The 12,253-nt window shown below is 55.9% G+C and carries 10 protein-coding genes; 4 read left to right on the plus strand and 6 right to left on the minus strand.

Annotation, left to right across the window (positions count from 1 at the left end):
* Positions 1–11: 11 nt before the first annotated feature.
* Positions 12–1,223, minus strand: coding sequence for an acetyl-CoA C-acetyltransferase (locus tag Y5S_RS00465; RefSeq protein WP_035229308.1), 1,212 nt, complete (start codon positions 1,221–1,223; stop codon positions 12–14).
* 416 nt (positions 1,224–1,639) lie between these two features.
* On the opposite strand from Y5S_RS00465, the gene Y5S_RS00470 reads away from it, so the two are divergent.
* Both Y5S_RS00470 and Y5S_RS19605 read left to right on the plus strand, forming a co-directional pair.
* Positions 1,640–2,398: a glutathione S-transferase N-terminal domain-containing protein gene (locus Y5S_RS00470; RefSeq protein ID WP_035229311.1), complete on the plus strand. Its 759-nt coding sequence runs from the start codon at positions 1,640–1,642 to the stop codon at positions 2,396–2,398.
* A 161-nt stretch (positions 2,399–2,559) separates the two neighbouring features.
* On the plus strand, positions 2,560–2,718 hold the full coding sequence (locus Y5S_RS19605; RefSeq protein ID WP_156107510.1) for a hypothetical protein: 159 nt from the start codon (positions 2,560–2,562) through the stop codon (positions 2,716–2,718).
* Between the two features lie 84 nt (positions 2,719–2,802).
* Here Y5S_RS19605 and Y5S_RS19610 read toward each other — a convergent pair whose 3' ends face one another.
* A complete protein-coding gene (locus Y5S_RS19610) occupies positions 2,803–3,126 on the minus strand; it encodes a hypothetical protein (RefSeq protein ID WP_156107512.1) in 324 nt (107 codons plus the stop codon).
* A gap of 91 nt (positions 3,127–3,217) precedes the next feature.
* Here Y5S_RS19610 and smrA point away from each other — a divergent pair, with 91 nt between their 5' ends.
* Positions 3,218–3,811: a DNA endonuclease SmrA gene (gene smrA, locus Y5S_RS00475; RefSeq protein ID WP_035229313.1), complete on the plus strand. Its 594-nt coding sequence runs from the start codon at positions 3,218–3,220 to the stop codon at positions 3,809–3,811.
* Between the two features lie 142 nt (positions 3,812–3,953).
* Here smrA and sthA read toward each other — a convergent pair whose 3' ends face one another.
* Entirely contained in the window at positions 3,954–5,351 is a 1,398-nt protein-coding gene (gene sthA / locus Y5S_RS00480; RefSeq protein ID WP_035229315.1) for a Si-specific NAD(P)(+) transhydrogenase, read from the minus strand.
* A gap of 115 nt (positions 5,352–5,466) precedes the next feature.
* Here sthA and Y5S_RS00485 point away from each other — a divergent pair, with 115 nt between their 5' ends.
* On the plus strand, positions 5,467–5,751 hold the full coding sequence (locus Y5S_RS00485; protein WP_035229318.1) for a DUF1049 domain-containing protein: 285 nt from the start codon (positions 5,467–5,469) through the stop codon (positions 5,749–5,751).
* Here the strand turns inward: Y5S_RS00485 and Y5S_RS00490 are convergent.
* The 3 genes from Y5S_RS00490 to Y5S_RS00500 all read right to left on the minus strand — a co-directional run bounded on the left by Y5S_RS00490 (position 5,728) and on the right by Y5S_RS00500 (position 12,091).
* Positions 5,728–10,233, minus strand: coding sequence for a choice-of-anchor Q domain-containing protein (locus Y5S_RS00490; RefSeq protein WP_035229320.1), 4,506 nt, complete (start codon positions 10,231–10,233; stop codon positions 5,728–5,730). The two genes, Y5S_RS00485 and Y5S_RS00490, sit on opposite strands and share 24 nt — an antisense overlap.
* 154 nt (positions 10,234–10,387) lie before the next feature.
* The gene (gene hda, locus Y5S_RS00495; RefSeq protein ID WP_035229321.1) at positions 10,388–11,077 is read right to left on the minus strand and encodes a DnaA regulatory inactivator Hda; all 690 of its coding nucleotides are present in this window, start codon (positions 11,075–11,077) and stop codon (positions 10,388–10,390) included.
* Positions 11,078–11,080: 3 nt separating this feature from the next.
* Positions 11,081–12,091 (minus strand): DUF2066 domain-containing protein, encoded by a 1,011-nt coding sequence (locus Y5S_RS00500; RefSeq protein WP_081939597.1) that lies wholly within the window; start codon positions 12,089–12,091, stop codon positions 11,081–11,083.
* Positions 12,092–12,253 lie beyond the last annotated feature (162 nt).

The following is a 12,253-nucleotide window of genomic DNA, read 5'->3' on the forward strand; positions in this document are numbered from 1 at the left end:
CCGGTGGCCGCTTACAGGCGCTCAACAATGGTGGCGATACCCATACCTGCACCTACACACAGGGTACAGAGGCCGAATTTCTGGTCGCGACGCTCCAGTTCGTCGAGCACAGTGCCGACGATCATGGCACCGGTAGCACCCAGCGGGTGACCCATGGCGATGGCACCACCATTCACGTTGGTGATGTCGTAGCTGATTTCCATGTCTTTCATGAAACGCATGGCAACGGAGGCAAAGGCTTCGTTGATTTCCCACAGGTCGATCTGGTCAGCGGTCATACCTGCCTTGGCCAGTGCTTTTCGGGCAGCCGGCGCCGGGCCGGTGAGCATGATGGTCGGATCAGCACCGCTCACAGCGGTAGCAACGATACGGCCACGGGGCTTGGCACCGATCTTGTCACCGGCTTCCTTGTTACCCATCAGCAGCAGAGTAGCGCCATCCACGATGCCGGAGGAGTTACCCGGGGTGTGAACGTGATTAATCTCTTCCAGCCAGTGATACTTCTGCAATGCGACGGCATCAAAGCCACCCATTTCACCCATCATGGCGAAGGAAGGATTCAGGTTGCCCAGTGCATCTGCGGTGGTGCCAGCACGAACGTGTTCGTCACGATCCAGTACCACCAGACCATTCATGTCTTTCACCGGCACCACAGATTTAGCGAAATAACCCTTTTCCCAGGCATTGGCAGCCCGAGCCTGGGAATTGGCGGCGTACTCATCCACATCGCGACGAGTGAAACCTTCCACGGTGGCGATCAGATCAGCACCGATACCCTGAGGGATAAAGCCAGTGTCATAGTTGGTTTCAGGATCCAGCGCCCACGGAGTACCGTCAGAGCCCATGGGAACGCGGCTCATGACTTCCACCCCACCAGTCAGAACCAGGTCTTCGAAACCAGAACGCACCTTCATGGCACCCAGGTTTACCGCTTCCAGACCGGAGGCGCAGAAACGGTTGATCTGCAAACCGGATACAGTTTCCGGCAGGCCAGCAGCCAGCGCGGCAATCTTGGGCAGTACACCGCCCTGATCACCCAGCGGAGACACGATGCCCATGACGATGTCGTCGATCATCGCTGGATCCATGTTCGGGAAACGGGCCTTGATTTCGTTAATCAGGCCGACCACCAGGGAAATCGGCTTCACGGTGTGCAGCGAGCCGTCTTTCTTGCCCCGACCTCGGGGCGTACGAATCGCGTCGTAGATATAGGCTTCGGTCATGGAACCTTCCTCTTGCCTCAGGCAGATGTCAGCGTTTGCTGACGGGTTATGGGGGACAGTGCGATAACAGGCATCCTGCCCACGATAGAAAGACGGTAAGAGTGCCTGCCGATGCCCTTTCACTCAATGACATGAGTTAACAGCAGGGGTGAGCGGAAATGGCAAACACTTTCACCCTGTCTGTGTAGGAGTCTGTCGGACCTGGATGTGAGTCACTGAGGCAAACCGGGTTGGTACTATTTTGTGTGCAAATTTCCGTTGAAGAGTGGTTCTATTTGACGAAAACTTGCGCACAAAAGGGCCAAACTTGGCTTTTCCGCCGTTGTACAGTCCCAGGGGACCTATGGATCACTCCTGGCCATTGCGCGGCCAACCGGAACTGCTATGGTGCGGACATTCTTTCAAGGAGATTTCAGATGTCACACACTCTGGATGTTTTGCAGTCCCTGGCATCCTCTGCGTTGCAGCAAGGGCGCGGCATCGGCACCGCCGGGCATGCACGTCAACCGGCGGAACCGCTGGAGCTTTACGATATGGAAGGCTGCCCTTTTTGCCGCCTTGTACGTGAAGCACTGACCGATCTGGATCTGGACGCCCTGATTTTTCCCTGTCCCAAGGACGGTGATCGCTATCGGCCATTGGTTGAACGGCTCGGAGGCAAACAGCAGTTTCCTTACCTGATGGATCCGAACACCGGGGCAGCCCTTTACGAATCGGCAGACATTATCGAATACCTGTATCAGGAATATGGCGGCCGCCCTGCCCCCAAGCGCTGGCTGGTGCGCAGCATCCGCACCGCTGCATCGGTCGCAGCCTCCCTGCCCCGTGCCCGGCGCGGCATTTATCGTGATGATTCCGAGCTCCCGGAACAACCGCTGGAGCTGTATTCCTTCGAAGCCAGCCCCTTTGCGCGCTTGGTACGCGAACGTCTCACAGAGCTCCAGATCCCGTACCTGCTTCGCCAGTGTGGCCGTGATCAATGGCAAGACTGGGTGCTGCCGCCGGTACGAAAACAACTGGTTCCAGACTATTCTCCCAGCCAACGCAATCGTGTCGAACTGATGGAGCGTGCCGGCAGCATTGCCGTGCCCTACCTTGTCGATCCCAATACCGGCGCGGAGATGTTCGAATCCGCCGCCATTCTCGACTACCTGGAGCAAACCTACGCCAGATAATCCGTTCATCCGTTCCAACGTCCGTAGTAGCAATAAATGCGGCTACGGACACTTCTCCCGCTACCGGTTTAGTGCTATATATCGCTTCAGACGCCGTCCATTTCCTGTTTCAGGGGATTGACTGACGTCCCTTCTATCAACAGCGGAAAGTGAGCAGCACCATGGGTCGTCGACAATTTGATGACTATGAACCGGAAGAATGGGAAGAAGAGCACAAGCGCGCAGACCGGGATCGTCGCAAACGCGATGCGAAACGGCAGCGGCATCATGGCGAAGAGAATAACGAGCACCGGGAAAACCGGGATTCACGTTATTCCTGAGCCCTGAACGGCGTTACAGGATTCTCATCCCCCGAAAGCCTGAAACACAGGCTTTCGGAGCCTCCCCCTTTTCGTTTTACAGCGTCACACGTCCCCGTAACGCCCGGCCAGGGTGGTGAGCAGTGAGACGGCATCGTCGTCTACCTGTAGATGAAAACCTCCACGCCAATGCCCATTGGGCAGGTAATCGTGCCAGCATGGCGTCGCCATCACGGCCACTTCGCGCTGGCCATATAAAGGTATGGGTAAATCCAGGCGCAAAGGCTGCACCTGGCTGGGAGGGACACCTCTGCCGGTAAGGCAAACGCCCTCATCGGTGAGGTTTAAAACATGACCTATAGGCTGGCTGCCGATACTCGCCTTCACATTGAGGCGTAACCGGGGCCTTCGAAAACGACGACGTTCCATAACGAGTCCTCTTTCATGCCGGTCTTCCTGACAGTCTCCTCCCGCTTTGTGTACCATGCAATGAGAAGTTTACGTTCTGTGGAGCAGTTCCATGGCCAGCAATGATGATGATCTGTTTCGCCAGGAAATGGCGGATGTTACCCCTATCAAGCATGATGGCCGGGTTGAGGAAGCTCGCACACCTCGTAAAGACAGCATTCGCGAGCAATTACGCCGGGCCGCGGCGGTAGATGACAAACGTGACAGCAACCCCCTCACCGTCCCGGAACAGGTAGAACCTATTGGCCCATTGGATATCATAGGTGTAAAGAAAAACGGGGTTCAGGAGGGGGTCTACCGCAAACTCAGGCTCGGCAAATATGAAGCCCAGGATGTACTGGATCTTCACCGGGTTCGCCTGATGGACGCCCGCACACAAGTCCACCAGTTTCTGACCCGCGCCCATGAAAACAGCCACCGCGCCGTCCTGATCAGCCATGGCAAGGGACTGCATAGTGAACGTCCCGGCTTCCTCAAGAGCTATGTGATGCACTGGCTACAGGAAAGCAAACTGGTACTCGCCTACCACACAGCACCGCAAAATCGCGGCGGCACCGGCGCCACCTATGTCCTGATCCGCAAGAATAGCCAGGCGAGACAACAGAATCGGGAGTTCTTTATGGAGGCGGGGAAGAATAATAGATAGTGAACAGTGCGCGTAAGCGCCTTGTTTTGATCTTGAACGTATGAGGCCGCGCCCAAGCCATGAGCGCGGCCTCATACGTTTCAAAACCAGAAAACCTCAATCCCGTCGCTGTTAACTATTCGCTGTTAACTGTTAACTGAAATCACCGCTGGATGCGATTGATGCCATTAATCGCCGCCACCCGATACGCCTCCGCCATAGTCGGATAGTTGAAAGTGGTGTCGATGAAGTATTCCAGGGTGTTGTGTTCCCCGGGTTGGCGCATGATGGCCTGGCCAACGTGAACAATCTCCATAGCCTGATAACCGAAACAATGGATGCCCAGGATAGCGAGGGTTTCACGGTGAAACAGGATTTTCAGCATCCCCACCCGTTCGCCTGTGATTTGCGCCCGGGCCAGATTGCGAAAAAACGCCTGACCGACTTCATAGGGAATTTTTGCTTCGGTCAGTTCCTGCTCGGTCTGCCCGACTGAACTGATCCCGGGAATGGTGTAGATGCCGGTGGGGACATCTTTTACCTGCTTGATCTCATCTCCCGCGATAGCGGCAGCGCAGAAACGCCCTTGATCGTAGGAGGCACTGGCCAGTGATGGCCAGCCGACCACATCACCCACCGCATAAATATTTTCCACTTCGGTCTGATAGCGTTCGTTGACTGCCAACTGGCCACGGTTATTCGGCTCAAGACCTACCATTTCCAGCCCCATGTTGCCGGTATTGCCCGAACGGCCGTTACACCACAGCAGAGCGTCAGCGCGGAGTTTCTTGCCAGAATGCAGCTCCAGAGTGACGCCATCCTCATCAGCAACGACACTCTTGTACTCCTCTCCCTGGCGAATAGTGCACCCCTGGTCGCGCAGGTGATAACTCAGCGCATCTGAAATTTCGGTATCGAGAAAATCCAGCAGATGATCACGGGAGTTGACCAGATCCACCCTGATCCCCAGACCGGTGAAGATACAGGCATACTCCGAGCCGATAACCCCGGCACCATAGATGATGATATGCCGCGGCGTGTGATTCATGGTGAGAATGGTGTCGGAGTCGTACACCCGGGGATGGTCAAAATCCACATCTGCGGGATGGTATGGCCGCGACCCCGTGGCGATCAGAATATTCTTGGTCTCCAGCAAATGCGTCCGGCCCTCGACATCGTCCACCTGTACTTCATGGGGGTTAGCGATGCGACCACGGCCCGCGAAGATAGTGACGCGATTGCGGATATAGAAATCAGTGCGTACCTGTACCTGCGAATCGATCACCTCTCGTGTGCGCCGAATGAGATCCTGCCAGCGTACATCACGGGGATTGATGATCCCGCGCAGCAGAGGGTTGCGCTGGGTTCGGATCACCTGGCGCACCTGATGACGCAGGGCCTTGGAAGGAATGGTGCCCCAATGGGTACAATTGCCCCCCATGGCCTTCTGGTCCTCGACGATAGCCACTCGCAGATCTTTCTTGGCAGCCTGCATGGCCGCCGCCTCCCCTGCCGGACCACTACCAATCACCACCAGATCCCAACCCGCACTGATATCCATTCACACCTCCATCGCATACTGATGGCCAGTATAGAGGGCTGGCAGAGATACGACGAGTTAGACTAAGGTGAGAGTCAGAAGAAAAACACCGGTTGCACGTCAGGGAGACAGCAAGATGGAACAGAACAATGAGGCAGCAAAATCGTCAGCGTTGGCAAGAGGAAGCCGGAAATCCGGCCAGTGGTTAATCAACCATCCCATCGGTGCCATTCAGCTTCTCGGATTGATTCTTCTTGTGGTTATCGTGGCACAGAATCTGGAACCCACCAGCATCGACATTCTGTTCTGGACACTGGTGGACATTCCGAAACTGCTGTTGCTATTGATCAGCATGGTCATTGGCGCGCTAGTCTGGGAACTACTCAAACGTACCCTGTTACGCCGCAAACCTGCGGCGTAACAGCAGCACCAGACTGCCCAGAATCATCCACCCCATAGAGCCGGAGCCCGCAGAGGTTTCTTCATTTTCGTAGCTGATGGTAAAGCGCACCTGCTGGGAAGAACCTCCGCACAGCATATCTTCTACTTTAAGGGTGAAGACGTCTTTGAAGGTGTTGTAATTGCTGTCGGGCACATAGGTCACGATGGCCCGACGGTCTGCGTCTGCGGGGTCGCTATGGGGCAGCGAATCCGCGTCATAGCGATCTTCAATGATCAGCCCCGTCCCGAGCGTTTGACCATCTTCATCACGCTTGGCAAATGAAGGCTCGCTGGCCACGGTGATGTCATAACGAGTCCAGTCAATGGGGGCATCCGGGGTATCTGGATCTTCAATATCCAGCTTGAACACCACTTTTTTACCCGGCTGGTTCAGCACAGATTGCCCTTTCATTGTGGGCGGTTTGTCCTTGATTGTCATAACAGCCGTAGCTTCATTAGACTGTTCACCTGCGCTGTCGATAAAGCTATACAGGAACGCCACTTCAAGAGGATCTTCAGAGGTGCTGGCACACAACCTGTCATCGAACTCGGGAACCGCTGGCGGAGTGAACAACACCACGCACTCATCCGCCACATCGCCTGGCTCAAACAAGCTGGGGTTAGCAGAAATAATATGGCTCGGGATCGGCTCGCCACATTTTAGATCGTAACCCGAACGGTTTTCATTGTAGTAAAGCCAGACAAATTGCAGAGTCGCCCCATCCAAAGACGCATCAGAGGATGCCAGAGTAAAAAGTGTCGGTTCTCCGTCCAGGCTATCGTCTTGCACATATTCCTCATTCGTGCCGACATACTTTTCTGGATCAACGCTTGTGTCCCATTCAGCATGCTCGAACGTGAACTTGTAGAGGTCGAATTTCACCGGGGTGCCAGTCTCATCCAGCAAGGCAAACTCCGCATTATCACTCGGCAAATCGTTCGCAAGAATATCAACCGGCACCTGACTGCTCGGTGTATTCTGGTTGCTGCCCTCATCATCGTCCGCGGTGATTTGCTGATATTCGAAAGCACCTACATCACAACGCTCACCCGCTGTTCGGGCGATGCCGCGAAGGTCCGTGGCACGACAAGCCATCACCGAACTTGTGCCACTGGCCGGATCAGCCTGATCATTGCCCATGTCCACCAACACCAGATCGGTGGGAGCATTGGCGATTGCCAGATAAGGGGGAAGATAGTCTCCAGCAACCCCTTCACCCTCCAGGCTACTCAAACTGGTCTCCAGCGAGGCCACCCCAGTTGAGGACTGATCCGTGGTACTGGCAGTGTCGGCGACACAAGCCAACCCTGAGTAGGCGTTGTATTCACTTTCGAGGAGCGTGGTGGCACCACTGCTGCAAGTGTCTCCACTGTTGAAATAGGCACTGTTGGACATGCGTACTTCGCTGGCCGCATCACCAAGATCAATAGCACTACCCCCGGTGTTGTCGAGGAAGGTGCTGTTCATGATATTGGCGTTGACCGTCAATTCCCCCAGCTCCAGCACGGAGCCAACCCCGGTCCCAGCCGCGACGCTATTGCTCACAAAGGTGCTGTTGGCGATCTGCAGTTCACCTGCAGGCATGTTCACGTCCAGCACACCGCCTTGCTGAGTCGCAGAATTATTGTGAAATGTGCTGTCGACAAGTGCCATCTTGAAGGTTTCGTTGCGGGCTTCACTGGACATGACCCCGCCCGACACGCCCGCAACGTTGCCACTGACAAAGCTGCGATTGAACGACAACAGCTTCTGATTACCTGCGTTGGCGCGAATGAACACCACCCCGCCATTCGCTTCCGCCTCGTTGTCCAGTATACGAACCCGATCAAAAATCACTGAGCCGCCAGTAATGATCACCGCACCGGAGCCTGCCCCGTCCGTCCCGTTGCCGCTGGCAAACCCTTTCTCCAGAGTCAGAAACTGGAAAAGGACAGATGGATGCCCTGAACTACCGTTAGGAGGACGTACCTCAAAGAGACGAAAGCTGCCGTCACCAAGAATACGCGTTAACGTATCGTCCTCATCATCGTTCGGGTCTTCATAGGCACCTTTTCCGACAATCTCGACCCCGCCACCCTGCACAATCAAGGTGTCGACCAGCTGAATATCCCCAGCCGGCAGAAGAATCGTATCCGTCGAGTTGCCCCCATAAGCGCAATCCGGGCTTCCGGCTTCCCCCGCATTCAACAAGGCTTCCCGCAGCGTACACCGCCCGTCATTCTTGATAGGAGGGACATGGTCTGCCAGCGAGTTCACTTTGATTTCGACAGCCTGCGTCTGAGCAGCGGCGGCCAGCATCGCAACCGCCGCCAGCCCCCGCAGACCGCCACGCAAACGGCGCGCCACCCCTGCCAGTACAATCATCAGGCCCATAAACCCACCCAATGAACCGATGCTCTCTTTCTCTGTAAGACCGGAGGCCGGTTCAGCAAAGAAGTTGGTGATCTCGTCCTGGTTCTGGCCAAGGTCCGCACCGCCAAAGAAGGCATCCTTATCCACCAGATAACGGATCTGATCCACACCGTGGAAATTTGACGAGGGCGTATAACGAATTTTCGGATAACCATTTGAGTCAATCACAGGCACCGCAGAACCCAAACTCGGAAATTCAATAACCGTCAGGCAACGATCCAATACAGCCTGTTCGATACAGGCAGTATCGCCAATGCTACAAGTACCTTCGCTTACCACGATGTCATTCAGTCGAAAACAGTCAATTTCCGTATCATTAAGATCGTTGGCAACCACATCTGCCAACACACTCTGGCCGCTCACCAGCAGAACCTCTTCTGGCTGGGCCTGTGCGCGCAGGAACTCTACTGCCCCCACGTCACATCGCCCGCCGGCACCACCGCGGGTTTTGCCCCGGTTGTCGGTGCTTTCACACAGGTCGGTGGAAACATTTTCCGGGTTAGCGCGATCAAACAGGCTGGGCGCGCCCGGAATGGCTAGTGGATTCGCTTCCACTGCTGCGGGAAGCGGGTTGGGCAAGAAGCCGGGATAGGGTCCATCTATTTCCTCAGCCGACATTGGCAAACAGGCTCCTGCACCTTTAATTCCTATCGTGCAGGCAACGCGCCCTTCTCCCAGGAATACATCTTCTTCTGCCTGATTGGGCTCGTCAGTTACATTAATTCCTAATTCCCAATCTTCCGGTTTTGGACAATTAGTGTCGTCATCCGTAATCGTGTAAAGCAAGCGAGCCTGAGCTGCGGCATTGACAGCGGTACCATCCACCAAACCTGGACCAGCACAAGCACCATCACTGTTGCCGACCATTACCGTATGCAGAATATTGTCTGTGATTTCGGCATCGGCGGGATCATTAAACACTGTTTCTTCCAGAGTCAGGGCGACCCCATCGTTAAACGCGATGGTCATGTTGACCAGCGCTGACGTGTAGTTTTTCGACACCACATTGATCACCCCACCGGTGTTACCGGTAATGGTGCCATTACCCAGCTCCAGACCAATCCGTACCGCAGGTACAGCGGGAACCGCCGGGATCGGAGGAACCACTGAGGTATCCTCGGGGATGGCGTCAGCACCAGGATCGCCACCAGCCAGATAGATCACCCCAGCATCGACACCACCACCGGCCTGATTATTGGCCATGTAGAAGTCATAACCAATAATCGAGCCATTAAAGGTATCCGAAGTGGCAATTACCGAGCCCATCTGATGCGCCAGGTTATTTTCGAAATGGCCTCCGGTCTGGAATGCCATCCCACTACCCTCGGACATATAAACAGCGCCACCGTTGTCTGCTTCACCGCCAGCCAGGCGCACATTGCTGTTCACAATCACCGGGCCTATGGCGCGAATCAGCCCGCCGTTGCTGTCGGCAATGTTGCTATCTGCATCAGGCCCGGCGGCATTACCGTCAATCAACTCAACATTAGCCAGAGAAAGCACTCCGCCCTCATCAACGATGAACACTCGAGAATTGCTGCTCGCTGAAATAATTGGACGCACCTTGTCCAAGGCGTCCTCAAAGGCGTCAAGCTGAATGGTGATGGCGATCTGGGCAGGCTGATCCTCGATCTCCGCTCCGACAATAATTTCTTTGTCTGAATCGTCAGGATCAGGGGCGTACTCATAGACAATTCGCTGGCCACTGCCAACACTCAGGCTGCCATGCTCAAGCAGGTAAGTGCTATTTTCACGAAGTCGGATAGAGTCTGTGCCGGTACCCGCCGCACAGCCATCAATAGAGATTCGGTAATTGCTGGCTAGAACAGCCTCTCGCAGAGAGCAAAAGCCATCTTTGGCGCCAGAGATATAGGTGACTTGCCACTCAGTACCGGCATCCCAAGCTGGATCCGAGGCATCATTATCCACGGCCTCCACGATCACCTCAGGATCTGAAGTACTGTTGATGTTGTAAACCGTCGCGTGGGAGGAGGCTGCAAAAAGCAGGGAGCAACCAGCAAGACTCTGCCATAGCCCAAGGTGACGCATTGTGTTCTCCTGCAGGCGTCAGTCCGCCTGGCATTATTGTTCTAATAAGTCTTTATGGAGCCCATGGGTCAGCAAAGTGTAACCCCATGTAATTACGGGCAATAATACCGCCGATATCGGTTTCAGACTGTTGTTTCTCTGTAAGCGACCCTTTTTACCACCCCAAGGCATCCTTGACAAAGGGAATAGTGACCGAGCGCTGCTGCGCCAGCGCCAGTCGGTCAAGCCGGTTGAGCAGCGCAACCAGGCCAGCGGGACTGCGCTCGCTACGCAACACGATGAAATGCGCCACTTCAGGCTCAAGGCGTAACCCACGGGTTCGGGCTCGGGCGATTAACAAGGCTTCCAGATCCTCTTCACCCAATGGCTGTAGCCGATAAACCGGACCAGCCGCCAGCCGGGTGGCAAGATCAGGCAGCATCAGCCCCAACGCTGCCGGAGCGGCGCTGGCGGAGACCAATAACCGCCCACCCCGCGCCATCAAGCGGTTATAGAGATGGAATAGCGCCTCTTCCCAGTGTCGATCACCGGCAAAATGCTGACAGTCATCCACCGCCAACAAGTCGAACTGCTCCATGGACTCAAGCACTCCAGGGCTAAGTGGCAGCAGCTCCTCAGCGGGTAACAGACAGGCCTCGAGTCCCTCCTGCTGGGCCAGCCGTACGGCACCCTCCAGCAGATGGCTTTTACCCAGCCCCTCTGCGCCCCAGATAAAGGCCTGACGGTCCGCTCCCATTACCGTTTCCCGGACACCCTGAAACAGGGCACCGTTATCCCCGGCAACGAAATTGGACAGATCATTACCCTCGCGTAGCTGCAACGCGAGGGGCAATTGCGCCACCATGGATCAGCGTCGCCAGCAGTAATGCCACTGTGGCCCAGCCACAGCTTCATCCGGACACGGGGTCAGGGAGGAAGAAAGGGATAGCAAGTCACGCAACTGGGCATCGCTGCCGCTGAAGTCGAGACCGTAGATCAGGGAGTCCCCGGACACTTGCACCAGTGACACCGCCTGCACCCCGCTCAAGCCAGCCAGGAAATCCCGCAGGCTTTTCCAGTCGCCCAGCGAACCGACCGCATCGACCGTCAGCAAGGTACGCTGATCAGCAGCGCCGCCCGCCACCGCAAAACGATCCGCCAGCTGATCGGTCACCGCGTCGACCAGATCACCGATAGCCTGCTCGGTAGACTCCGCCTTGAGACGACCATCATCCAACGTCTTGCGGCCTTGCAGTACACGCCAGCTCACCGTCGCCGGCGAACCACTGTAGAGCACCGCAGCCAATACCATCTCATGGGGGTAACGTGCAGATGCGTCCAGAATCTGGTTGTCAAAACGGCCACGGATATCGGCTACGGCCAGCGCACCCCGATCCTGCCCATCCCACTCGGGAAGCACCAGATCCAGGCCTCGGCGATCCGCCTCCCGCTCCAACATCAGAAAATCTGGATGCTGAGGGTTCACCATGCTGCCCTTGCCGGTACCTTGATCGACCAGCCAGACCAGCACACGCGGACGAGGCACACCCCATACCGGGGCGCGACGGGACGACAGGAAATCCATCAGGCTGCGAATATCAAAACGCGCCACCAGCATGCCATCCCGATAATCACGGCGGATAACCCAACGATCGAGCTGCTGTGCCGCCTCTTCGGCTACCGGCAACTCCAATACAGAAGCCTTGCCACTGAGCCGCACCAGCACCTGGTTCAATGCCTCGCTCAGGGCCTGCTGTTGCACCTCCGGCGTACGATCTTCAACCGCAATTTCCACGGTATCCAGTGTGCCGGCCATCGCCATCTGCACACCCAGCAGCATCAACACTGCCGCTAGCCACTGTTTTCCATTTCCACGCATGAGCGCCAAATCCAAGCCGTCCTGTAAAGCGGGCCATTATTACCTATAAGAAGCCTGCACAAAACTCCTTCCACACCCAGGCTCTCCTCTCCCTTACAATCCACCCTGGATTCCCTGCTCCTGTAACAGCATTAGCATCAGCATGGCTGGCCAGTCAGATAA

The organism is Alcanivorax nanhaiticus (assembly GCF_000756665.1).
GTDB lineage: Bacteria > Pseudomonadota > Gammaproteobacteria > Pseudomonadales > Alcanivoracaceae > Alcanivorax > Alcanivorax nanhaiticus.